Here is a 23,694-nt window from a genome sequence, read left to right on the forward strand (position 1 = left end):
ATAAACATCTGGCAACTACGTTGCGTTATGGAAATGAAACCAGCGGTATCAACGGCGCGGCGGGTAGAGGTCCATGCCGGCTTCGTTGATCTGGCGGCGCAGGTCGCGCCGTTCGTCGGGCGTCATCCGGCCGCTCCCGCGGCGGGCGTCGCGCTGGTCCTGCTGCTGCTGTTGCTGCTGCTGGTACTGCTGCATGCGGCGCTGTTCTTCGTAGGCGCGCACGTCGTAGCGCGGATCGCGCTCCTGCGGCAGCTGGAAGCGTCCGCCGCTGCGCTCGTGCTCGGCGCCGCGGCCGCCCTGCTGCTGCATGGCGGGGTCGTCGCGGCGGTCGCCATACTGCTGGGCAAGCGCGGCGCCCGATGCGCCGAGAACCAGTGCGCACGCCAGCGCACTGCGAAGCGCGCAGCGGGCGAAACGCCCTGCCTTCGTTCCTGCGGTGTGGTTGCTGACGCTGTTCATGGTGTGCCTCTTCCGCGATGCCAAGTAAGGATATAAGCTGTTGAAATCAGTGTATGTGGATTCCACCGACGGTATAAGGCCAAATGGGTAAAGTTTGTAACACAATGTAATGCCTCAGCAATATCTCCTGTTCGCGAAGCCATATGAAGTTACCATAGCGACATTAATCTGACAAATATTGACAGACTCATGAATGCAACAAATTCGAATAACGGGGGCCAGAACAACGGTCATTCCGCGAAAATCATGGTGGTCGACGACGACGTGCGCCTGCGCGACCTGCTGCGCCGTTACTTGACCGAACAGGGCTTCCAGGTGGTGACGGCGGAAAGCGCGCCGGCCATGAACAAGCTGTGGCTGCGCGAGCGCTACGACCTGCTGGTGCTCGACCTGATGCTGCCGGGCGAGGACGGCCTGTCGATCTGCCGCCGCCTGCGCGGCGCCGGCGACCAGACCCCGATCATCATGCTGACCGCCAAGGGCGAGGACGTCGACCGCATCGTCGGCCTCGAGATGGGCGCCGACGACTACTTGCCGAAGCCCTTCAACCCGCGCGAACTGGTGGCCCGCATCAACGCGGTCCTGCGCCGCAAGGGCCCGGACGAAATCCCGGGCGCGCCTTCCGAGACTCCGCAGACCTTCGAGTTCGGCGACTTCGTGCTCGACCTCGGCACCCGCACGCTGAAGAAGAACGGCGAGACGGTGCCGCTGACGACCGGCGAATTCTCGGTGCTCAAGGTGTTCGCCCGCCATGCGCGCCAGCCGCTGTCGCGCGAGAAGCTGATGGAACTGGCGCGCGGCCGCGAGTACGAGGTGTTCGACCGCTCGCTCGACGTCCAGATCTCGCGCCTGCGCAAGCTGATCGAACCGGATCCTTCGAGCCCGCTCTACATCCAGACCGTCTGGGGCCTGGGCTACGTGTTCATCCCGGAAGGCCAGCCGCGCTAAGTGTTCCCGACGATGTCCGAAGCGCGACGCGCGCGCCCGTTCGGCCGCCTGAAGAGCGGCCTGTTCTGGCGCACCTTCCTGCTGCTCTCCTTCCTGACCGGGCTGTCGATCGCCTCGTGGATCGGGATGATCAACGTGTTCCAGCGCGGTAAGCAGGCCGAGCAGACCGCCGAACTGCTGGTGTCGGTGGTGACCCTCACCAAGGCCGCGCTGACCCACTCCTCGCCCGACCTGCGGCGCGAGCTGCTGATCGAGCTGGTGTCGAACGAAGGCATCCGCATCCTCACGCTGGAGCCGGACGACAAGGTCGAGCCGCCGCCGGCAAATTCCCTGATGCCGGAAATCGCCGCGCGCGTGCGCGAAAAGCTGGGCCAGGACACGCGCTTCTCGCGCCGCGTGAACGACATGCCGGGCTTCTGGATGAGCTTCGATATCGACGGCGACAAGTACTGGCTGATGCTCGAACGCGAGCGCATCGCCGGCCTCACCGGCGTGCAGTGGCTGGGCTGGGCCACGGTGGTGGGCGCGCTGTCGCTGCTGGGCGCCGCCCTGATCTCGGGCCTGGTCAACCTGCCGCTGGCGCGCCTGACCGCGGCCGCGCGCGCGATCGCCGAGGGCAAGCGCCCCGCCCCGCTGCCCGAAAAAGGCTCGCAGGAGATCATCGAGGCCAACCGCAGCTTCAACCAGATGGTCGACGACCTGCAGCAGCTCGAAAAGGACCGCGCGATCATCCTGGCCGGCATCTCGCACGACCTGCGCACGCCGCTGGCGCGCATGCAGCTCGAAGTCGAGATGGCCAACCTGTCGCAGGAAGCGCGCGAGGGCATGCAGTCCGACATCGCGCAGATGGACGCCATCATCGGCCAGTTCCTGGATTTCGCGCGCCCGACCGAAGCCGCCACCTTCGTGCCGGTCGACCTGTCCGAGCTGCTGGAAGACTGCGCGCACGCGGCGGCCCGCCTGCCGGACGTACGCACCAGCACCGCCATCGAACAGGGCATCCACGTGCCGGCCAACGCCACCGACCTGCGGCGCGTGATCAACAACGTGATCGAGAACGCCCGCCGCTACGGCAAGACCCCGGGCGCCGACGTCACTGAAATCGACATCGCCTGCCATGTCAGGATGACGGGCCACGGCCGCCGCGCCGTGGTCGAGATCGGCGACCATGGCGTCGGCGTGCCGGACGACCAGATCCAGCTGCTGCTGCGCCCCTTCACCCGCCTCGACACGGCGCGCGGCCAGGCCAACGGCGCCGGCCTGGGCCTGGCGATCGTCGAGCGCGTCCTTACTCGCCACAACGCCGAGCTGCAGGTGCGCAACCGCGAGGGCGGCGGCCTGGTGCTGCAGTTCGCGTTTCCGCTGGCCGCCTGAATTACCCGAAGATAGACGGTAAAAACGGCTGTAATCGTGGCTTAGAAAACAAGGCAGTCCCGCTATTCTTCTTTCCAGTTTGTAATCTCACAAAAAGGAAAGACGATGTTTTCAGGCCTTATTCATCTGTCGCCGAAGGCCGTCATGCTGGCCATGGCGGTGTCGTTCGCATTGAGCATCATCGCGAGCGAGCTTTACCTGCACCGGTCGCGCAGCCACCGCGCCATCACCTTCCATCCGCTGATGTGCCAGTTCTTCCGCATGTGGATCTTCCTGACGACATTCGGGATGACAACGAAGGCCTGGGTCGCCGTGCACCGCAAGCACCACGCCAAGACCGACACGGTCGAGGATCCGCACAGCCCGGTCATCCACGGCCTCGGGACCGTCCTGGCCAAGGGCGTGCTCCTGTACCGCAAGGCGGCGACCGATCCGCAGGTGATCAAGACCTACGGCGTCGGCATCAACGACGACTGGATGGACACCCATCTCTATACGAAGCACCGCTTCAAGGGCGCGTGGTTCTTCCTGCTGGCGGAGATGGCGCTGTTCGGCGCCGAGCATGGCCTGTACATCTGGCTGTTCCAGCTCTCGGTGTCGCCGGTCTGGGCGGCCGGCTTCGCCAACGGCTTTTTCCATGTCGTCGGCTACCGCAACTTCGAAACGCGCGAGCACTCGCGCAATTTCTTCCCGATCGCCATCCTCCTGTGCGGTGCGGAACTGCACAATAACCACCATGCCTATCCGGCCTCGGCGAAGGCGTCGATGCGCTGGTGGGAGTTCGACGGTGGCTGGCTGATCATCCGGGTGCTGGCCTTGTTCCGCCTGGTGACGGTCAACCGCGTGGAAACCGGCGTACTTGAACAGCGCGACCGCACCGTGCTGGCGGAAAACGGTGCGAAAGCCTGAGCGCGTTAAGCCGCGCACAGTCGCGGCCGCCTCCGGGGCGTAGAGTGAAACTGCAACATAACTCACCATGGAGGCCACAATGAACAAGTTGCATAAGGTTCTCATCGCCACCCTGCTCGCCGGTTCCTTCGGCAGCATCGCCGTCCCGGCCGCGGCCGACACCGTGATCATCCGCGAGGCCCCGCCGCCGCCGCGCGCCGAGCGCATCCCGCGGCCGCGCCATGGTCACGTCTGGGCGCCGGGCCACTGGGAATACCGCCATGGCCGCTACGTCTGGACGCGCGGCACCTGGCTGCGCGAACGCCACGGCTACGCCTACAACGCCCCGACCTGGGTCGAGCGCGACGGCCACTGGGTAATGGAACGCGGCGGCTGGCGCCGCGGTGACCGCGACGGCGACGGCGTCCCCAACCGCCGCGACCATGACCGCGACGGCGACGGTGTGCCGAACCGCATGGATGCGCGTCCGAACAACCCGAACCGCAGCTAAACCCCTGCTTTTGCTTCGCTGAACGGCGCTGCCGGGCCCCTGGTCCGGCAGCGCCTTTTCATCATGACGGCGCGCCGGCGGTGTCGAGGACGATCGTGAACACGCTGCCCCTGCCGGGGCCGTCGCTGTGCGCCGTGACCGTGCCGCCGTGCAGGGCGACGATATTGCGCACCAGCGCCAGGCCGATGCCGAGGCCGCCCTGGGTACGATCCGGCGTGCGCTCGGCCTGGGTGAACAGGTCGAACACGTGCGGCAGCAGGGCGGCGTCGATGCCGATGCCGTTGTCGCGGACCGCGATGCTCGCCTTTCCCTCCCCGTGCACGGCCGAGAGCAGGATGCGGCCGCCGCGCGGCGTGTACTTGACCGCATTGTTCAACAGGTTGACGATCACCTGCACCAGGCGGTTGGCGTCGCCGACCACGGCTACGCAAGCGGGCGCCAGGTCGACCGCCAGCACCTGCTCGCGCGCCTCGGCGAGGGGCCGCGCCTGCTCGACCGCGCTGGCGACGATGGCGCCGAGCTCGATGCGCTTGCGCTCCAGGTGGATCAGGCCGCGGGTGACGCGCGAGACGTCCAGCAGGTCGTCGACCAGCGATGTCATGTGGCGTACCTGGCGGCCGATCACCTCGCTCGCACGGGCCACCCTTTCCGCGCCGGCGTGGCCGATCCTCAGCAGGTCCGCGGCGGCCGAGATCGGCGCGAGCGGATTGCGCAGCTCGTGCGCCAGCATGGCCAGGAATTCGTCCTTGCGCCGGTCCTGCTCCTGCAGCGAGGCGACCAGGCGCACGTTCTCGAAGCCGGTAGCGGCGATCGAGGCCAGCTGCACCAGGATCGCTTCGTCTTCTTCCGTGAACTCGCCCTCGTACTTGTCCGAGGCCTGGATCAGGCCGATATTCCTGCCGTGGCGGTCGATGAGCGGGACGGCGAGCCAGCCGCGCAGCACCGGATGCGACGCGGCGTAGGCGCCGAAGCCCTTCCAGGCCGGATGCGCGACAAGCTCGTCCTGCGTCAGGCGCATCGCACGGTTGGTGCGGCAGACTTCCGCGTAGATCCCGCTGCCGTCGGGCGCCACGGCATAGCCTTGGTAGTGCGCATATTTGTCCGACAGCGATACCGCGGTGATGGCCTGCGACCAGGTCTCGCCGTCGTTCAGCGACACCACGGCCTGGTGCACTTCGAGGATGCCGCGCACCTCCTGCACCAGCGCTTCAGCCATTTCGCCGCCCGTCCGGACCGTGTGGAGGGTGCGCGAGGCCCGCGCGACCCGCGCCAGCAAGGCGGCATGATGACTTTCCCGCTCCAGGCGCTGCGCCTGCTCCGCCTGGGCCACGACCTTCTCATGGATGTCGATGTTCGCGCCGATCCACTCGCGCAGGCCCCCGTCCTCGTCGAGGACCGGCACGCCCTTCACCGCGGTCCAGCGGTAGCAGCCGTCGTCGCGGCGCAGGCGGTATTCGGTCTCGAACACGGTGCGGGTCGCCACGCACTCCGCCCACAGCCGGCCGACGCGTTCACGGTCGTCCGGATGCAGGGCGTCGAGCCAGCCGTGTTCCTTCCACTCGTCGTAGGTCTGGCCGGTGAAGCTGCGCCACGAAGGCGAGTCCTCGAACACGCGCCCATCCGGCGTACTGGTCCAGACGATCTGCGAGGTCGCCATCACCAGGGAACGGAAGCGCTCTTCGCGCACGCGCAGCGCGCGCTCGGCCTCGATCCGCTCGGTGATGTCCTCGTGCATCAGCATGACCTCGAGCACGGCGCCGTCCTCGTCCTTGATCGGATGGGCGCGCGCCGTCACCCAGCGCACGTGCCGGACGCCGCCCTCGAGCTGGCCGACGTCGTAGCGGATCGCCGGAATCTCGACCGACTCGCCGGCCAGCGCGCGCGCCAGATAGGCATGGATGCCGTTCGAGATCAATTGCGGATCGGCGAGGACGTTGTACCCGCTGAGTACGTACTTCTGCAGCTCGCTCCCCTCGTGGATCTGCCACAGCGATTCCCATGCCTTGTTGACGCGCAGCGTGCGGCCATCCGGGGCAAGGATCTGGAGGCTGACCGGAGCTTGCCGGAACAGCTCGCGGTAACGCAGCTCCTCGCTCGAGGCGAGGTCGGGGTGGGACGGCATGTAGGGAGTATTCAGGACATATCGAATTATCAATCGGGCATGATGTCACAGATTACCGCCGAGCGCACCTGTTGCCGGGGGCGCGATGTCCTACAAAGACACGCGAACGATGGCCCGGGCCAGGGTGAGGCAACGAACAGAGGATGGCGGACCCGGCGCGCACACTGTGCCTGACATCACAGGAGATCATTATGAAGCGCCCAGTTGGATTGCTGAGCATGATCGCCGCCGTTGCCGCCCTGTCGGCAGCCGTGGCGGCGCCGGCGGCGATGGCCGGCAACGAAATCGTGAAATGTGTCGATGCGAGCGGCCACGTGACCCTGACCGACCAGCCCTGCGAGAGCGGCGCCGCGACGGTCAGGCTGTCGAGCGAGACGCGGCTGCCGCAACGCCACGTCGTCACGTCCGCGGAACTGCGTCACGTCGGCTGGAAACGGCCCCAGGAGGTCCGTCCTGCCCCGCTGTCGCGCGACGTCGCGACCCTGAAGGAAGCGCGCCGCATGATGATGCTGCAGGAAGCCCGGCCGCGCCTGGCCGGACTGAATTAGTGTAGGTCGCGCAGCTGCGCGACGTCGACCAGCGCCGGCTCGTTGGCCGAGGCGCCGAGGGTGCGCACCAGCTGCTGTACGTCCTCGTTCTTGATGAAGCTGGCCGAGGAACTGGCCGCCAGCAGTTTTTCCGGCGGCTGCGAGCGCGCGATCGCATAACCCTGCACGTAATCGACGCCGATTTCGGCCAGCGTGCGCACCGTCTCCGCATCCTCGGCCCATTCGGCGATCGTCTTCATGCCCAGGTTGACCGCCAGGCTGACGATCGCCTCGACGATGGCCACGTTGGCCGGATGGGCGTTGATGTTGACGATGAAGTTGCCGTCGATTTTCAGGACGTCGGCCGGCAGTTCCTTCAGGTAGGAGAAGGAGGTGTAGCCGGCGCCGAAGTCGTCCAGCGCCACCTTCACGCCGAACGCCCGCACCTGGTCGATGAAGCGGCGCGTGTTGTCGAGGTCGTGCAGGGCCACGCTCTCCGTGATTTCCATGCAGAGGCGGCTCGCCACGTGGGTATAGCGCGCCAGGATCTCCAGCGTGTCCTGGACGAAGCGCTCGTCGTTCAGCGAAGCGCCCGACAGGTTCATGCAGACGAAGCGGGTGTTGGTCAGCGACTCGGCATGGTCCTCGATCCAGGCCAGGGTGCTGGACAGCACCCAGCGGTCGATCACGCCCGCGCGCCCGCTCTTCTCGGCCGCCGCGATCAGCGGGCCGGCCGGCGACACGCGGCCGTCGTCCTCGCGCATGCGCAGCAGCACCTCGAAGTTCAGGGATTCGTGCGGCGAACGCAGCGACATGATCGGCTGCATCTCGAGGAACATGCCGTCGGTCGCGTTCGGGCCGGACAGGCGCGCCACCAGGTTCAGTTCGGCCTCGCGCTCGTGGAAGGCGCTCGATCCGCGCTTGTACACCACCAGGCCTTCGCTGTGGCCGTCCTTGGCTTCGCGGCAGGCGCGGTCGGCGGTCGAGACGGCGTCCTTCATCTCCATGCCCGGCGCAACTTCGATCAGGCCGACCGAGCCGCGCACGTGGAAGGCCTTGTCGCCGACCCGGTAGGGCGAGCCGCCGATGCGGTCGACGATGCTGCGGCAGATCAGCGAGGCCATCGAGATCGCCGTATCCGGCATCACGATCACGAATTCGTCGCCGCCCACCCGGCCCACCTGCTGGTTGCCGGCCAGGGTCATCGAGACGCGCTCGCAGACCTGCTTGAGGACTTCGTCGCCAGCCGCGTGGCCGAACAGGTCGTTGATCAGCTTGAAGCGGTCGAGGTCGAGGTAGGCCAGGGTCAAGGGACGGCCGGTGGCCGCGGTGGCGGCGACCGTCTCGAACATCTTCTCGAGCCCGCGCCGGTTGTAGACCTTGGTGAGCGGGTCGTTGTTGGCCATGAAGCGCAGCTGCTCGGTGGCGCGGGTCTTTTCAGTGACGTCCTGCAGCACGGCCTCGATGCGCCCGCCCGCGAGGGTGGCGCTGATCATGAAGCGCTGGCCGCCGTCGCGGCTGGCGACCTGCATCTCGGCCTCGCTCTGGCGGTGCACCTGTTCCTGCAGTTCGGTCCAGACACCCTCGGCAAAGAACTGCTTCCAGGCGGTACGGCCCGGGATGATCTTGTCGACGCCCAGCATCTTGCGCAGGGCCGGATTCGCGCTCAGGAAGTTGCCGTAGGTGTCGAGGGTAAACAGGCCGACCGGCATCGCCTCGTAGGCCTGCTGCAGCTTGTCCTGGGCTTCGAGGCGCCGCTCGGTCTCGATGCGCATCTGTTCAGCCACCGCCAGCGCCGCCAGCAGGCTGGAAGCCAGCGCCGCCGTCACGCTGTTGGCCACGCCCAGCAGCTGGCGTGCGCCGAGGGCGGCCGAAAACACTTCGGTCAGGCCGCCCAGGTAGGTCACGACGAAGGAGGCGGCAAACCAGATCGCCACCCGCGACTGCGAGCGCAGCATGAGGTTGACCAGGCCGAGGATCATGAGCGTCAGCCCGGCCGCCACGATACCCCACATCACCGGCAGGAAGTTCCCGTAGGGCAGCCACAGCGCGCAGGGCAGCAGGACCAGGCATACCCATTGCATGATGCGCAAGGGCGTCGCGAAGCGGGTGCGCAGCAGCTCGGCGCCGAACAGGGTCATGTACAGCGTGACGGTCGAGATCGAGTACAGCGCCATGGTCAGCGCGCGGCTCGGCAGCAGCCAGTCGGGCGGCACCAGCTGGCCCAGCCACTGGGTGTCCCAGCCGGCCGACAGCGCGCCCACGCGCAGGTTCAGGATCAGCCAGGCGGCGAATTGCAGGTAGAGCACCTGGCGGTTGATGATGGCGGTGATCAGGATGAACAGGCTCAGTACGATCATGCCGCCGTCGAGCAGGCCCGACTGGCGGTGGAACTGCTGGGTCGAGAGCGCCAGCTCGCCGGCCGGCCACAGCAGCGCGGTCAGGTGCGCCGGGCCCGAAAAGGTGGCGCGACACAGCACGTCGGCCGGCACGCTCGGCAACCGCAGGGCGAAGCCCGACTTGACCGCGGCCAGCGCCCCCGACTCGCCGCCACGCGAGGCGTCGCCCAGGAGTTGCAGGGTCGCGGCGTCCCAGCAGCGGATCGCGAGCGCATGGCGCGAAGGGAACTCGACCAGATCGCCGGCCACGCCGGAGGTACGCAGCCTGAACCACAGCGGCGCTTCGGAAAGATGGGTATCGTAGAAATCGACCGGCTCGGCCTGCGCGAGCTGGCGCAGCGCCGCGGCGGGCTGGAGCGGCCCACTGCCCTCGGCCACCACGCGCAAGCCCAGCGCCTGGCCTCCGGAGGCGACGTCGTGGCTATTCCACAGCGCCAGCGCCAGCACCGAGGCCAACGCCACGCCGGCCGGCACCAGGTAGACCGAGAGCAGACGCATCATCACCTCGACGACGCGATGCGCGGCCGTCACCGGGAGCTTCTTCTGCAATGGAGTGGAACGCTGGAACGGCTGAAACATAAGGGCAATCGATTGAACGAATTTGCCCGCAAGGATACATCCTGACTATGATTCCGTCATGCAATTTTTGGCTCAGGCGGCGGCAAACGCCCTGATCCGGCTTTCGGCGAGCGTCCGCTGGGGCAGGACCGTCCCGATTTTGTGGCGCGTCCGCAACTCGCCGATCTGGATATCGGGATGATTGGTCTGGCGTACGAATTTCAGCAGCGGATGTTTGGCCGCGGTCCAGCGAGCCTCGGCGGTGGCAATCTCGAAGGCCATCACACGGTGCGGAATGTTGCCGACATGGCTGAGCGGAATCATCTGTCCCGGCTCGAACACGTCGGAAAACATCAGCTGTTCGTATTGGCGATCGATCGGCGCGCGGCCGGTGGCGATGGCGAATTCGGTGCCGCTCTGCTCCCAGTACTGGAAGAAGGCTTTCATCAGCGCGACCTTGACCACGTGGCCGATGCGTCCTTCGGACACGCCCAGGCGGGTCACCTCGGCCAGGCGGCGGCCTTGCAGCCACTCGGGCAGTTCGATCGAGTCCTCGATGTGCAGCGGGCCGTTCAGGTTGGTCTGGATGCGCGCGGTGCCCAGCGCCGTGCCGTCCAGCTTGGATTCGGCGATCAGTACCACGGCGCCGTCCTCATAGTCGCTGGCCTCGGGCACGGTCAGCGTGCGCGCGAAGTCGGGCACGTGGCGCGCATAGGCGGCGTGACGGATGGCAACCGCCTTCCACAGGCTGCTCTCCGTCTCCACGCGGCGGATCGTGAACGGCAAGCGCTCGACAGGCATGCCTTCTGCTGCTGCGGCGAGGCGGATGGCGGGGCTGCACATATCCATGATTGGGCTTCCTATTAAAGGGATAATGAACAATTCGTTTTGATTATTATCAATCCCTTAAAAAAAAACGAAGGCCGGAAGAAACGCCTTTTTTGCCCCCAATTCATTTTTTCGCATGAGCGTGCGAAGACGCCCTGCCCGCTTGCGCCTGGATGCGCCTACATGAAACGCGCCGTGCCCGCAACCCGGATCGAACTGCCGGGCGCCTCCCCGATATCGGCGCGCAGGAGGGAGCGCATGCCCATGTCCTCGCCCTGCACCACGTCGATCGCGCCGCCGTGCGGCCAGCCGAGGTCGCGCAGGTAGCCGGCCAGGGCGGCGGTGCCGGAGCCGGTGGCCGGATCTTCGTAGACGCCGCCGAACGCGAACGGGTTACGGGTATGGAACCGGCGCGCGCTCTCGGCCCACGCCAGCACAATGGTAGGCATGCCGTAGGCCTGCATCAGTTCGCGGCCGGCCTCCAGCTCGTAGCGCATGGCGGCCAGCAGCTCGCGGCTGGCCAGGGCCAGCACCAGGTGGTCGTTGCCGGCATGGGCCAGGCCCGGCGGAATGCGCGGATCGAGGTCGGCCTCGGCGTAGCCGAACAGCGCGAGAGCGGCGGCCACCAGCACCGGATCGGCCGGCGCGCTGCGGGTCGGCGGCGACTGCAGCGCCGCGGCGACCATTCCGCCCTCGTGCCGGCCTTCGACGGTGATGCTGGCCTGGTTCAGGGCCAGCGGATAGACGCCGTCGCCGAAGGTGCGCGCCAGCGCGGCGCCGAGGGCGATGGTGGCATGGCCGCAGAACGGCACCTCGGCCGCCGGCGAAAAGTAGCGCACCCGGAAGCCGTCCGCTTGCCTGACGGCGAAGGCGGTCTCGGAAAAGCCGACTTCGTGCGCCAGGCGCTGCATCTCGGCCTCCGGCGGCAGCGCCGGGCCGAGCCAGACGCCGGCCGGGTTCCCGCCCTGGTCGCCGTCGGAAAAGGCGGCGATGCGCAGCACCGAGGTGGACGATGTGTTCATGGTGTTTGCTCCTGCTGGTCATGGAAGAGGTAGAAGAAACATCATGATACCGTCCGGCGCGCTTCGCGGATGGCTTGACGTCGGCGCCGGCCCGGCCTATATTTAGGCAATCATCTAATTAGAAAAGAATCGAACATGACGGGCAAGCTCACCGGCGCCTTCAAGGCCATTGCCGATCCGACGCGGCGCGAGATCCTGCACCTGCTGCGCAAGGAAGAGATGACGGCGGGCGACGTCGCGGCCCGCTTCGACATGAGCAAGCCGACCATGTCGCACCATTTCTCGGTGCTCAAGGACGCCGGCCTCATCACCAGCCGGCGTGAAGGCCAGACCATCTGGTACGCGCTGAACACGACGGTCCTGGAGGATGTGCTGGCCTGGACCCTGGACATGGCGCGCGGTCCGAACGATCGATAAAAGGGAAATGAAGGGAGATGGCAATGACGAAGAAGGGATTCCTGTGGTGCTCGGTTCCGCTGTGCCTGCTCGTGCTGGCGGCCACGCTGCTGGTCTACAGCCGCCTGCCGGCGACCGTGCCCGCGCACTGGAATGCAGTGGGCGAGCTCGACCGCTACGGTCCGCGCGGCTGGGTCTTCACGCAGCCGCTGCTGCTGGCCGTGCTGACCCTGCTGTGGACGGTGCTGCCGGGCGTGTCGCCCGAGCGCTTCCGGGTCGGCGGCTTCAGCGCGACCTGGTGGTACTGCGGCATCGTGGTCGCGGCCCTGCTCGCCTATATCCAGGCGGTGCTGCTGTGGGGCGTCTCGACCGGCACGATGCCGATGGCGCGCGCCCTGCTCGGCGGCATCGGCGCCGCCATCGTCCTGCTGGGGAACGTGCTCGGCAAGGTGAAGCGCAACTTCTGGCTCGGCGTGCGCACGCCATGGACCCTGGCCAGCGACCGCGTCTGGTACGCCACCCACCGCCTGGCCGGCAAGACCATGGTGGCGGGCGGGCTGGTGGCGCTGGGGGCGGCGGTGCTGGACCTGCCCTTCGGGCTGGGGATCGGGGCGATCGTGCTGGGGGCGCTGGCGCCGGCCGCTTACTCGCTTATCTACTACAGGCGGCTGGAGCAGCCTTGAAGCCGGCCTAGAACCCCGGCGGCCTCTCCCCTACCACGCCTGCCGCCTTCTCCAGCGCCAGCCCGACACGCCCGATGGTCCCTTCATCGAACAGGCGCCCGATCAGCGTCACCCCATGCGGCACGCGGCGCGGCGGCGAGAAGCTCGGCAGCGGCTGCGCCGGGTTCGGGGCCCAGTCGCTGCGCGCCTGCGCCACCGTCACCGAGCCGGTGCGCAGGGTCAGCGAAGGGTGGCCCGTGAAGTTCGAGATCGTCAGCATCTCGTCGCGCAGCGAAGGCACCAGCAGCAGGTCGACTTCGTGGAAAATCCGCGCCATCTCCAGCGCCACCTTGCGCCGCATGCGGTCGGCCTGCACGAAGTCCACCGCCGACAGAAAGCGCGCTTCGCGGAACAGGTTCGGCCAGGCGTCCGGCACCTGGGCCTTCAACTGGTCGGCGCGGTGGTCCAGCGTGATCTCTTCGAAGGCCGCCGCCGCTTCCGCGAACAGCACCGCGTTCAGCGACTGGTACGGCCAGTCCGGCAGCATCACCGGCACCGGGCTCAAGCCCAGCTTCTTCAGGCTTTCCAGTGCGGCGCGGTCGACGTCGGTGGCCGGCGCCTCCTTCATCCAGTCGGCGAAATAGCCGACCCTCAGGCCCGCCACCTTCGCGTTCGCGTCGTAATCGAGCTTCGCCGGCACGCTGGCGACATCGCCCGCATCGACGCCGGAAATCGCCTTCAGCACCAGCATCGCATCCTCGACGCTGCGCGTCATCGGCCCGAGCTTGTCCAGCGACCAGCACAGCGTCATGGCGCCGGTGCGCGGCACCCGGCCATAGGTCGGGCGCAGGCCGGTCACGCCGCAGCGCATCGACGGGCTGACGATGCTGCCGCCGGTTTCGCTGCCGATCGAGAACGCGACCAGGGCGGCGGCGGTGGCCGCGCCCGGGCCGGCGCTGGAACCCGAGGCGCCCTCTTCCGGCAGCCAGGGATTCATCGTCTGGCCGCCGAACCAGACGTCGTTCAGCGCCAGCGCGCCCAGGCTCAGCTTCGCGACCAGCACGGCGCCGGCGGCATCCAGCTTCGCCACCACGGCGGCGTCCCGGGCCGGTACGCGCTCGCGGTTGAACTCCGCGCCCCAGGTGGTGCGGATGCCCTTCGTATCCAGCAGGTCCTTCACGCCGTAGGGAATGCCGTGCAGCGGGCCGCGGTATTTGCCGGCGGCGATCTCACGGTCGGCCTGGCGCGCGCGCGCCAGGGCATGCTCCTCGGTCAGCGTGATCACGCTGCGCAGCCTGCCGTCAAGCCGCTTGATGCGCGCCAGGTAGATGCGGGTCAGGCGTTCCGAGCTGATGGCGCGGGTCTCGATCCAGCGCGAGAGCTTCGTGACCGGGGCGAAGGCGATGTCCTCGTCCTTCTGCGGCAGCGGACCGGCATCGCCGCGGCTGCGCACGAAGCGCTCGTGCGCCGGCCCGGCGGACGCGCCCACGGCGGTCGCCGGGGACCACACCGTGGCCGGCGCGACGCTGTCCTCGATCGCCAGCTTGCGCGGACCGGTGCGCCGCTCCATGGTCGACGCCAGCGAGACGCGCCAGCTGCCGGCCGCCATCTGGCGCTCGGCCGGGCTCAACTGCACCTGCATCAGCTTTTCGGCTTCGGCAAAGGTGGCCGGCGTGACCTCCGGGCCGACCGCCGGGGTGGCGCCGAAGGTCGGCGGCGCGCCGGGCGTGTCGGCGACTTGCGGAAGGGGTTCACCACGGGCGGCGCCGGCGACGGCCAGCAGGCCGAGGGGCGCATTGATCAGGAACTGGCGGCGTTGGGTCATGGGTCCTCTGCTGTTTGACATGAGCTATTTTCAATATTAACAAAAAGCATCAGGTTTCGAGCACATCCGCCAGCCGCCGCGCCAAAAATTCGACCAGGGCCGCCACCCGCGGCGCCAGCGCACCCTGCTTGTAGAACACCGCCCACACCGGCTGGGTCCAGGGCAGCGCGGCCTCCTCCAGCAGCGGCACCAGGCGGCCGCCGGCGACGTCGGCGCCGGTCAGGAAATCCGACAGGCTGGCGATGCCCGCGCCGCCCAGGGCCAGGTGGCGCAGCGTCTCGCCGCTGGACGCCGTCACCTGGGGCTTGGCCAGCACGCCTTCCTGGCTGCCGTCGCGCAGCGGCCAGGTGTTCAGCGAGGCCGGCGCCGTGAAGCCCAGCAGGCGGTGGCGGGCCAGGTCGGCGGGCGTCGCAGGCCGCCCGTGGCGCTCCAGGTAGCCCGGCGCGGCCAGCACGCGCACCCGGCTGCGCCCCAGCAGGCGCGCGTTCAGGCTGGAATCGGGCAGGATGCCGATGCGGATCGCGACGTCGACCTTTTCCTCGATCAGGTCGACGATGGTCTCGCCGCTGGTCAGCTCCAGCGACACCTGCGGGTATTCGTCGAGGAAGTCCGAGACCAGCGGCGCCACCAGATGGTCGAGCGTCGGCGTGGCGGCATTCACCCGCACCAGCCCGGCCGGGTGGCCGCGCCGCGCCGCCGCCTGCGCCTCGGTATCGGCCATTTCGGCCAGCACGCGGCGCGCCCGCTCCAGCAGCCAGGCTCCTTCCGCGGTCAGGTCGAGGCGTCGCGTGGTGCGGTGCATGAGGGTCATCCCGAGCTGCTTTTCGAGCCGCGAGACGGTGCGCGACACGCCCGAGGGCGTCTGCCCCAGCTGTTGGGCGGCGGTCGAAAACGATCCCGTTTCCGTGACCGTAACGAAGGCAATCAGGGCGCCAATGTCCAGCATTTGTGACTCCGAGTCAAAAGTCTATTGTACGGCAGCATGTTTTTCTTGTATCCCGCCGCCTTCAGAATGCTGGCTTCGATCAACAAGATAGACACCGGGAGAACACATCATGCCACTCGCACTCTGGGCGCTGACATTGAGCGCCTTCGCCATCGGGACGACGGAATTCGTGATCGTCGGCCTGATCCCCACCATCGCCGCCAGCCTTCACGTGTCGGTCCCGTCGGCCGGCCTGCTGGTCAGCCTGTACGCCCTCGGCGTCGCCATCGGCGCGCCGGTGCTGACCGCGCTGACCGGCCGCGTGCCGCGCAAACTCCTGCTGCTCGGCCTGATGCTGCTGTTCACCGCCGGGAACCTGGTCGCCTGGATGGCGCCCGGCTACGAAGCGCTGATGGCCGCGCGCGTTCTGACCGGCCTCGCGCACGGCGTGTTCTTCTCGATCGGCTCGACCATCGCCACCAGCCTGGTGCCGAGGGAGAAAGCGGCCAGCGCGATCGCCCTGATGTTCAGCGGCCTGACCGTCGCGCTGGTCACCGGCGTGCCGCTCGGGACCTTCATCGGCCAGCACTTCGGCTGGCAGATGACCTTCCTGGCGGTGGCCATGCTGGGCGTGATCGCTTTCATCGGCATTGCGCTGCTGGTGCCGAAAGCGATCGCCGGCAGCAAGCCGTCTTCGCTGCTCACCCAGGTGTCGGTGCTGAAGAAGCCGCGCCTGCTGCTGGTCTACGCCATGACCACGCTCGGCTATGGCGGCACCTTCGTCGCCTTCACTTACCTGGCGCCGATCCTGCAGCAGGTGGCCGGCTTCTCGGCCGGTGCGGTCGGCCTGGTGATGCTGGTGTACGGCGTCTCGGTCGCCTTCGGGAATATCTGGGGCGGCAAGCTGGCCGACCGCAAGGGTCCGGTGCGCGCGCTGCAGATCGTGTTCGCGCTGCTGGCCGCCGTCCTGCTGGTGCTGCAGTTCACCGCCGCGAACAAGGTCGCGGTGCTGGTCACGGTGCTGGCCTGGGGCGCCGTCGCCTTCGGCAATGTGCCCGGCCTGCAGGTGTATGTGGTGCAGCGCGCCGGCCGCGATGCGCCGCAGGCGGTGGACGTGGCCTCGGGCCTGAACATTGCCGCCTTCAACGTCGGCATCGCGCTCGGCGCCTGGGGCGGCGGCCTGATCGTCGACCGCATCGGCCTGATGGCCACGCCCTGGATCGGCGCCCTGGTGGTGCTCGGCGCACTGGCACTGACCACCCTCGCCGGCCGCCTCGACCGGCGCGACGCGGCGCGCGGCATCGCAGCGCCCGCGCCGGCCGAACCGGTCGTCCTCGGCCACTGATTTTTTTTGGAGAACATGCATGGACAAGCCCATCCCCCAACTCGGCCTCGGCACCTTCCGCCTGCAGGGCCAGCAAGCCATCGACTCGGTGCGCAACGGCCTCGAACTGGGCTACCGCCACATCGACACCGCCCAGATCTACGGCAACGAAGCCGAGCTTGGCCAGGCGCTGCAAGCGTCCGGCGTGCCGCGCCGCGAAGTCTTCGTCACCACCAAGATCTGGACCGAGCATCTGGCCGCCGATCGCCTGATCGCGAGCCTCAAGGACAGCCTGCGCAAGCTGCGCCTCGAGCAGGTCGACCTGACCCTGATCCACTGGCCCTCGCCGAACGACGCCGTGGCGGTGGCCGAATCGATGCAGGCTTTACTGGAAGCACGCGAACAGGGCCTGAGCGGCGCGATCGGCGTGTCGAATTTCACGAATGCCCTGCTGGCGCAGGCCGTCGATGCGGTCGGCGCGACGAATATCGCCACCAACCAGGTCGAGCTGCATCCCTTCCTGCAGAACCGCAGCGTGGCCGCCTTCGCCCGCGAACACGGCATCCACGTCACGGCCTACATGCCGCTGGCTTACGGGAAGGCGCTGACCGATCCGCTAATCCAGGCCATCGCCGCGCGCATCGAGGCCACGCCGGCCCAGGTGGCGCTGGCGTGGTCGATGGCCAAGGGCTATGCGGTGATTCCGTCGTCGACCCGGCGCGAAAACCTGGCGGCCAACCTGGGAGCGCTGGCCGTGAGGCTGGGGGCGGAGGAGATTGCGGCGATCGATGGGCTGGAGCGCGGGGAGCGGCTGGTCAGCCCGGACTTCGCGCCGGCCTGGGACGCCTGAATCGTTCCCGTGAAGTGAATCGGCGCCCGCCTGCGCGGGGACGACGTCGCCGAGCGCGGCGACCTTACTCCTGCTCCAGCTCGGGGTAATGCCTGAATATCCCTTCCTCATTGAACGGCAGCCGCCGCTTCGACTTCAGGTAGGCCGCGACGCGCGGCCGCTTCGCCACGCGGTCGCGCAGGGCCACCAGCAGCGGATAGCCGGCGTCGATGCGCGCCATCGTCGCCGGGAAGGCGTAGCGCAGGCCGTCGAGCAGCTGGAACAGGGACAGGTCGGCATAGCTGAGCTTGTCGCCCAGCAGGAAGTCCTTCGGTTCGGGCCGCCCGAGGATGCCCTCGAAATAATCGAAGAACTTCGGGATCCTCGTCTCGACGAAATCGGCGGCGCGGCGCTTGGCTTCCGGGCGCTGGTCCTCGTAGTACAGCGAGGTCGCGATCGGGTGATGGGTGTCGTGGATTTCCGCGACCATGTCGGCGATCGTCAGCTGCAGCTGGTTCACCCACAGGCGGCCGGCATCGTCCGCTGGCGCCAGGCCGTGCTGCTGCCCCAGGTACAGCAGGATGTTGGCGGTCTGGCCGATCGTCAGCTCGCCCGCCTTCAGGAAGGGCGGCGCAAACGAAGGGTGGTCGGGGCCATCCATCGCCGCCATCATGCGCGCCATGCCGCCCGGCTCGCGTGCGACGTCGACGTACTTCACCCCGGCCTCCTCCAGCGCCAGCCGGACAAATTCGCCGCGCCCCTGGATCGTCGGCCAATAAAAAAGTTCGTACGTCATGCGACGCTCCTCATCATGTTCGGGATGACTCAATTATTCATGATGATTTCGATGTTCGGCGCGGCAATCGTGCTAGTCTTGCGGGTGGCAACGTCTGCCTGACAAAAAATCAACAAGAGACATCGTGATCACAAATAAAAAGACGAAAGGGATGACTTATCGAGCGTGGCGATCTTGACCTGCCCAGCATTTTATTTCCGTTGAGCAATATCACCTTGCCGCCAAGGCTGGTGAGTCAAGATAGAACCACCCCGATAATGAATGCCCGGAGCGCACCATGATTTTCGCTCACCTCACCAAGCACTGGATCGCCCGCCGCCGCCAGTACAGCCTGACTTCCTGGATCCTCTGCATCGCGCGCAGCCTGCGCGTGCTGGCCTACTGGCGCGACCATCGCGCCCTGTGCCAGCTCGGCGTCTACCGCAACCACGTCGCGCTGCCGCCGAACGACGATCCATTCCACCACCTCAGCCACCGCGACTACCTGATCAAGGACCTGTCGGCGCGCCGGCGCGTGCAGGCGGTCCTGAGCCACTACCGCTTCGAGGAAACCACCTTCAACGACGCCTACAAGCAGGCCGTCTACGACGCCCGCTGCCTGCCGCTGTGGCAGCACGAGGCGGAGGGCAGCAGCTTCCTGATCCAGCTCGAGATGGCCTCGCGCAGCAATGCCGAGGGCGACCTGACCGTGGCCCTGGTTGCCGACGGCAAGTGCCTGCACCGCCTGTCCTTCAGCTGGCTCGAAGGCCAGCTGGTCGGCGCCGACGCGCCGGTGGTGCCCTTCATCGCCCGCAACCAGGGACGCTGGGTCGATTCCGGCGCCGCCTTCGAAGCCTTCGAGCGCGTGTTCCCGAACAATTCTCCGAGCTTCTTCTGCTTCGCCGCGATGCAGGGCGTGGCGCAGGCGGTCGGCATCGACCAGGTCATCGCCATCCGCAGCGAAGACCACATCGCCTACGACCCCGATCCCGAAAAGCATTTCGCCAACGCCTACGACGGCTTCTGGAAGATCCTGGGCGGGGTCGAGATGCCGGGCCGGGGGGGCTACCGGATCGCGCTGCCCTTCTACGTCAAGCCGCTGTCCGAAATGCCGTCCAAGCACCGCAAGCGCGCCGCCCAGCGCCGCGAGCACTGGCGCCTGATCGGCGAATCCGCCCGCAGCACCCTGCAGCGCCACCTGCTGCACGCGCGCGCCCATGTCGAGCACCCGGCGCCGGTGCTGGAGCCGGCGCAGGTCTGAGCCGGACCCGCGCTTGTTACTCCTCGATCTCGATATCGAGGATGGCCGAGCTCAGCGACTTCCCGTGCGCGTCCAGCGCCAGTGAGCGCGTGACGCCGCCGCCCAGGGCATCGTGCATGACGAAGTTCATCGCGCCGAGTCCAGGCAGCAGGAAGCGCCGCACCTCGCCATGCACGATGCCGGCAAAGTGCGCTTTCACGCGCTCGGCCGTCATCTGCTGCACCAGCCGCTGGTAATCCTCGGGTTTGTAGGCGATGAGCGACAGGTTGGAGATATTGCCCTTGTCGCCCGCGCGCGCATGTGCGATCTCGCGCAGTTTCATGTGCCCTTTCATGTCAAAGCTCCTCGAAATGGATGGACGCGTGCACCTGTGCCGCCGGGACCAGGGTGGAGCGCACCGCGACGACCTGGCGCGCCGCCCTGGTCGCGCCGCCGCCGCCCGCGGGTCCGCAGGTGTACAGGGTTTCGACCTCGTTGCCGATCCGGAGCGCCTCCTGCATGCTGCCGGTGCGGCCGGCCACGCGCAGGCGCACCTCCCAGGGTTCGGGATGCTGCGCCGCCAGGCCGTCCCCATGGATGGCGTTCAGGCCGATCAGGTCGAAGCGCACTTCCTCGAGCTGCACCCCGGTGATCCTGAAGCGTTCGGCGACGATGTCCTGCGCCAGCCGCGCGCGCGCCACCGCGCCGGGCCCCGCATACGAGATCTGCCCCTCGCCGACATAGCTGTCGATATAGCCGATCGACACTTTCAGCATGCCACTCTTCGGATGGCCGGTAGCGCCGCTGACGGCGACCCGGTCCGGCCCCAGCTGGGTCATGGTGACGCCGGAAAAATCGGCCACCACGTCCGGCGTCAGGTAGGCCGCCGGGTCATGGATTTCATACAGCAGCTGTTCGGTACAGGTGGCGGTCGTGACGGCGCCGCCGGAGCCGGCCACCTTGGTGATCTCGAGCGAGCCATCCTCCGACACCACGCCGATCGGGAACCCGAGGCGCGCAAGACCTGCCACGTCCTTGTAGCCGGGGTCGGCGAAATAGCCGCCGCTGACCTGGCCCGCGCATTCCAGCAGGTGCCCCGCCAGCGTGCCCTGCCCCAGGCGTTCCCAGTCGTCCGCGGCCCAGCCGAATTCGTGGATCAGGGGCGCCAGCACGAGCGCCGGATCGGCGACGCGGCCGGTGACGATCACGTCGGCGCCTTGCTTCAAGGCCTCGACCAGCGGCTGCGCGCCCAGGTAGGCATTCGCGGACAGCAGGCTGTCGCCCAGCGCCGCTACCTTCGCCCCCGTGTCGTCCAGGTAATCGCCGCGGCGCAGCTGGTCCAGCACGTCGTCACCGGTCACGGCGGCGATCCTCAGCTTGCCCAGCCCCAGGGACTGCGCGACCTGCCTGATCTTCGCGGCGGCGGCGAGCGGGTTGGCGGCGCCCATGTTGGTGACGATCCGGATGCCCTTGTCGCTGCAGGTCCGCAGCACCGCCCGCATCCGCTGTTCCAGCAGGGGATCGTAACCGAGCGCCGGATCGTTCATCCTGGCCTGCTGGGCCAGGGCAATGGTGCGCTCGGCCAGGCATTCGAAGACCAGGTAATCGATCCCGCCCTTTTCCGCCAGCTCGATGGCGGGCTCGATGCGGTCGCCCGAGTAGCCGGCGCCGGCGCCAATGCGAATCTGCTTCATATGATGCTCCTTACAGCGGGAAGACCCCGATGACGATGCAGGCGATGGTCATCAGGACCGATGCCGCGAACAGGTACTTGAAGGTGAATTTCTGGTGATCGGCCAGGTCGATGCCGGCCAAGCCGGCCACCAGGAAGGTCGCCGGGGTCAGTGGGCTGACCGGAAAGCCGGTCGTCATCTGGCCCAGCAGGGCGGCCTGGGCGACCTGGATCTGCGGCACGCCCAGCATGTGGCTCACTTCGGCCACCACCGGCAAGACGCCGAAGTAGAAGGAGTCCGGGTCGAACAGCATCGACAGGGGCATCGACAGCAGGCCCAGCACGGCCGGGATGTGCGAGGCCAGTTCCGGCGGCACGAAGCCCACCGCCGCCTTGGCCATCGCCTTGAGCATGCCGGACTGGCTCATGATGCCGGTGAAGACGCCGGCCGCGAACAGGATGCTGGCCATCAGCAGCGCCGCCTTGGCATGCGCATCGATGCGGGCGCGCTGCTGGTCGACGTTCGGATAGTTGATCATCAGGGCCAGCACGACGCCGACCATGAACATCACGACCGGGTCGATTTTCCCGCTGATCATCACGCCCAGCACGATCGTCGTCAGCACGATATTGATCCAGAAGTTCTTCGGGCGCCGGATCGCCTTCTCGGCATCGCTCAGTTCATGCGTGTGGATGAAGCCGGCCGTCGCGCCATCGCGCAGGCCCAGGCGGATCTCTTCGCGGCGGCCCAGCCACCATGCGGTGCCGAAGACGAACACCAGCCCGACCAGCTGGACCGGGATCAGCGGCATGAACAGATTGCTGACCGGGATGTGCAGCGCCGCCGAGGCGCGGATCATCGGCCCGGTCCACGGCAGGAAGTTGACGCCGGCCGCCAGCGAGGCGACGCAGGCGAGGATGCGCTTGTCGATGCCGAGCCGCGTGTACAGCGGCAGCATCGCCGGGATGGTCACCAGGAAGGTCACGGCGCCCGAGCCGTCCAGGTGGATCAGCAGGGCCAGCAGGGCGGTGCCGGGCACGATGCGCGAGGGCCGGTTGCCGACCACGCGCAGGATGCCGTTGATGATCGGGTCGAGCATGCCGGCGTCGGTGACGATCCCGAAGAACAGGATGGCGAACACGAACATCCCGGCCACCGGCGCGATCTTCGTGATGCCGCCGACGATGAATTTCGAGGTCTCCATCCCGAAGCCGCCGGCCAGCGCGGCGGCGATCGGGATCGCAATCAGCGCCACCAACGGCGACATTTTCTTGGTGAGGATCGCCGCCAGTAACAGGGCGATGGTGATCAGGCCGAGCAGTGCCAGCATGTGTTGTCTCCGGTTTGTTTTGTCATGTGCCAGTCGATGCAGCACTGGCAATGAGTCTGCGGCGAGGGGTTTATCTTGTAAAATGAATTCTTTCGATTGATTATCCTGTTTATCAAATTAATCGTGTAGAAGCGCGCTAACGCCATGCCGCCGAATATCTCCACCAGACAGTTACAAGCCTTCCTCATGCTGGACGAGTGCCGCCACTTCACGCGCGCGGCCGAGCGTTGCCACCTGTCCCAGTCGGCCTTCAGCGTGGTGATCCGCAAACTCGAAGACGCGGTCGGCGCCAAACTGGTCGAGCGCGACACCCGCAACGTCACACTGACGTCGGAAGGGGCCCTGTTCGCGAGCGTGGCGCGGGCCCTGCTCGGTGACCTGGACGCCGCCTTCACCGACATGGGCGACTTCATCGCGCGCCGCAAGGGCAAAGTGGCGCTGGCGGTGTTGCCCTCGCTCGCGGCCGACGCAATTCCGGCAGTGGTCGCCGAATACAAGCGCGCCTACCCCGGCATCACCGTGCAGCTCTTCGATGCGCTGTCGGACCAGTGCCTGCACATGCTGCGGCAGGGGAAGGTCGACCTGGCCCTGACCGCGCCGGGCGCCAGTCTCGCCGAATTCTCCACGCGGACGCTGTGCAGCGATCCGTTCTACCTGGTGTGCCGGCACGACCACCCGCTCGCCCGCAAGCGCAAGCTCAGGCTGGCCGAGCTTGCCGGTTGCGAGCTGATCCACCTGGCGCCCTCGTCGAGCGTGCGCCAGCACGTCGACCAGCTCACGCGCGGCATCGCCGTGCAGCACTCGGGTCTGGAAGTCGAACACCTGGCGACGGTCGCTGGCCTCATCCGGCACGGCCTGGGTGTGAGCCTGGTGCCGGAACTGACGCTGTTCCAGTTCCGCAGCATGGACCTGGTGGCGGTTCCGCTGGACACGGATGTGGTGGCCCGTCCCATCCTGATCGTGCAGCACAGGGAACGGCCATTGTCGAACGCCGCGCAGGGCATGCTGGAGCTCATCGAGATGCGGCTGCGTTCAAGCAGGCGCCCGGCCGGAGTGCTGTGACGCGCTCCGCTCCGATG

At 67.4% G+C, this 23,694-nt stretch carries 22 protein-coding genes; 11 read left to right on the forward strand and 11 right to left on the reverse strand.

Going from position 1 to position 23,694, the window contains the following annotated elements:
- Positions 1-48: 48 nt before the first annotated feature.
- Positions 49-459, reverse strand: coding sequence for a hypothetical protein (locus AM586_RS06770; protein WP_052234419.1), 411 nt, complete (start codon positions 457-459; stop codon positions 49-51).
- Between the two features lie 189 nt (positions 460-648).
- Between AM586_RS06770 and ompR the strand changes: the two genes are divergently transcribed.
- From ompR to AM586_RS06790, 4 genes are all read left to right on the forward strand, one after another.
- Positions 649-1,407: a two-component system response regulator OmpR gene (gene ompR / locus AM586_RS06775; protein ID WP_047826209.1), complete on the forward strand. Its 759-nt coding sequence runs from the start codon at positions 649-651 to the stop codon at positions 1,405-1,407.
- Between the two features lie 12 nt (positions 1,408-1,419).
- On the forward strand, positions 1,420-2,781 hold the full coding sequence (locus AM586_RS06780; protein ID WP_047826326.1) for an ATP-binding protein: 1,362 nt from the start codon (positions 1,420-1,422) through the stop codon (positions 2,779-2,781).
- A 105-nt stretch (positions 2,782-2,886) separates the two neighbouring features.
- On the forward strand, positions 2,887-3,690 hold the full coding sequence (locus AM586_RS06785; protein ID WP_047826327.1) for a fatty acid desaturase: 804 nt from the start codon (positions 2,887-2,889) through the stop codon (positions 3,688-3,690).
- 79 nt (positions 3,691-3,769) lie between these two features.
- Positions 3,770-4,180 (forward strand): YXWGXW repeat-containing protein, encoded by a 411-nt coding sequence (locus tag AM586_RS06790; RefSeq protein ID WP_047826210.1) that lies wholly within the window; start codon positions 3,770-3,772, stop codon positions 4,178-4,180.
- Between the two features lie 61 nt (positions 4,181-4,241).
- Here AM586_RS06790 and AM586_RS06795 read toward each other — a convergent pair whose 3' ends face one another.
- A complete protein-coding gene (locus AM586_RS06795) occupies positions 4,242-6,302 on the reverse strand; it encodes an ATP-binding protein (RefSeq protein WP_052234420.1) in 2,061 nt (686 codons plus the stop codon).
- Positions 6,303-6,493: 191 nt separating this feature from the next.
- Here AM586_RS06795 and AM586_RS06800 point away from each other — a divergent pair, with 191 nt between their 5' ends.
- The gene (locus AM586_RS06800; protein WP_047826211.1) at positions 6,494-6,850 is read left to right on the forward strand and encodes a DUF4124 domain-containing protein; all 357 of its coding nucleotides are present in this window, start codon (positions 6,494-6,496) and stop codon (positions 6,848-6,850) included.
- On the opposite strand, the gene AM586_RS06805 is transcribed toward AM586_RS06800, so the two are convergent.
- The 3 genes from AM586_RS06805 to AM586_RS06815 form a co-directional block, all read right to left on the reverse strand.
- Positions 6,847-9,807 (reverse strand): bifunctional diguanylate cyclase/phosphodiesterase, encoded by a 2,961-nt coding sequence (locus AM586_RS06805; protein ID WP_229411267.1) that lies wholly within the window; start codon positions 9,805-9,807, stop codon positions 6,847-6,849. The genes AM586_RS06800 and AM586_RS06805 overlap by 4 nt on opposite strands.
- 72 nt (positions 9,808-9,879) lie before the next feature.
- Entirely contained in the window at positions 9,880-10,635 is a 756-nt protein-coding gene (locus AM586_RS06810; protein WP_047826212.1) for a hypothetical protein, read from the reverse strand.
- Positions 10,636-10,793: 158 nt separating this feature from the next.
- Complete coding sequence (locus AM586_RS06815) at positions 10,794-11,636, reverse strand: PhzF family phenazine biosynthesis protein (protein WP_047826213.1); 843 nt, start codon at positions 11,634-11,636, stop codon at positions 10,794-10,796.
- A 135-nt stretch (positions 11,637-11,771) separates the two neighbouring features.
- Here AM586_RS06815 and AM586_RS06820 point away from each other — a divergent pair, with 135 nt between their 5' ends.
- Together AM586_RS06820 and AM586_RS06825 are read left to right on the forward strand one after the other, a co-directional pair.
- Positions 11,772-12,053 (forward strand): autorepressor SdpR family transcription factor, encoded by a 282-nt coding sequence (locus AM586_RS06820; RefSeq protein ID WP_047826214.1) that lies wholly within the window; start codon positions 11,772-11,774, stop codon positions 12,051-12,053.
- 23 nt (positions 12,054-12,076) lie between these two features.
- Positions 12,077-12,715: an SdpI family protein gene (locus tag AM586_RS06825; RefSeq protein ID WP_047826330.1), complete on the forward strand. Its 639-nt coding sequence runs from the start codon at positions 12,077-12,079 to the stop codon at positions 12,713-12,715.
- Between the two features lie 7 nt (positions 12,716-12,722).
- Here AM586_RS06825 and AM586_RS06830 read toward each other — a convergent pair whose 3' ends face one another.
- Positions 12,723-14,519, reverse strand: coding sequence for an amidase (locus AM586_RS06830; RefSeq protein ID WP_109370440.1), 1,797 nt, complete (start codon positions 14,517-14,519; stop codon positions 12,723-12,725).
- A gap of 49 nt (positions 14,520-14,568) precedes the next feature.
- Positions 14,569-15,465 (reverse strand): LysR substrate-binding domain-containing protein, encoded by an 897-nt coding sequence (locus AM586_RS06835; protein ID WP_047826216.1) that lies wholly within the window; start codon positions 15,463-15,465, stop codon positions 14,569-14,571.
- 109 nt (positions 15,466-15,574) lie between these two features.
- On the opposite strand from AM586_RS06835, the gene AM586_RS06840 reads away from it, so the two are divergent.
- Together AM586_RS06840 and dkgB are read left to right on the forward strand one after the other, a co-directional pair.
- Entirely contained in the window at positions 15,575-16,789 is a 1,215-nt protein-coding gene (locus tag AM586_RS06840; RefSeq protein ID WP_047826217.1) for an MFS transporter, read from the forward strand.
- A gap of 19 nt (positions 16,790-16,808) precedes the next feature.
- Positions 16,809-17,618, forward strand: coding sequence for a 2,5-didehydrogluconate reductase DkgB (gene dkgB, locus AM586_RS06845; RefSeq protein ID WP_047826218.1), 810 nt, complete (start codon positions 16,809-16,811; stop codon positions 17,616-17,618).
- A 64-nt stretch (positions 17,619-17,682) separates the two neighbouring features.
- On the opposite strand, the gene AM586_RS06850 is transcribed toward dkgB, so the two are convergent.
- Positions 17,683-18,393 (reverse strand): glutathione S-transferase, encoded by a 711-nt coding sequence (locus AM586_RS06850; RefSeq protein ID WP_047826219.1) that lies wholly within the window; start codon positions 18,391-18,393, stop codon positions 17,683-17,685.
- A 277-nt stretch (positions 18,394-18,670) separates the two neighbouring features.
- On the opposite strand from AM586_RS06850, the gene AM586_RS06855 reads away from it, so the two are divergent.
- Positions 18,671-19,633 carry a DUF535 family protein gene (locus AM586_RS06855; protein WP_047826220.1) on the forward strand — a complete coding sequence of 321 codons (963 nt, stop codon included), beginning with the start codon at positions 18,671-18,673 and terminating at the stop codon, positions 19,631-19,633.
- A gap of 16 nt (positions 19,634-19,649) precedes the next feature.
- Here AM586_RS06855 and AM586_RS06860 read toward each other — a convergent pair whose 3' ends face one another.
- Genes AM586_RS06860 through AM586_RS06870 form a run of 3 tightly spaced genes read right to left on the reverse strand, consistent with a single transcriptional unit; the run spans position 19,650 to position 22,615 of the window.
- Positions 19,650-19,955 (reverse strand): hypothetical protein, encoded by a 306-nt coding sequence (locus AM586_RS06860; RefSeq protein ID WP_047826221.1) that lies wholly within the window; start codon positions 19,953-19,955, stop codon positions 19,650-19,652.
- Between the two features lie 13 nt (positions 19,956-19,968).
- Positions 19,969-21,306, reverse strand: coding sequence for an acyclic terpene utilization AtuA family protein (locus AM586_RS06865; RefSeq protein WP_047826222.1), 1,338 nt, complete (start codon positions 21,304-21,306; stop codon positions 19,969-19,971).
- Positions 21,307-21,316: 10 nt separating this feature from the next.
- Entirely contained in the window at positions 21,317-22,615 is a 1,299-nt protein-coding gene (locus tag AM586_RS06870) for a CitMHS family transporter (RefSeq protein ID WP_047826223.1), read from the reverse strand.
- A gap of 144 nt (positions 22,616-22,759) precedes the next feature.
- On the opposite strand from AM586_RS06870, the gene AM586_RS06875 reads away from it, so the two are divergent.
- Positions 22,760-23,677 carry a LysR family transcriptional regulator gene (locus AM586_RS06875; protein ID WP_047826224.1) on the forward strand — a complete coding sequence of 306 codons (918 nt, stop codon included), beginning with the start codon at positions 22,760-22,762 and terminating at the stop codon, positions 23,675-23,677.
- Positions 23,678-23,694 lie beyond the last annotated feature (17 nt).

The sequence above is a fragment of the Massilia sp. WG5 genome, assembly GCF_001412595.2.
In the GTDB taxonomy this organism is placed as follows: domain Bacteria; phylum Pseudomonadota; class Gammaproteobacteria; order Burkholderiales; family Burkholderiaceae_D; genus Telluria.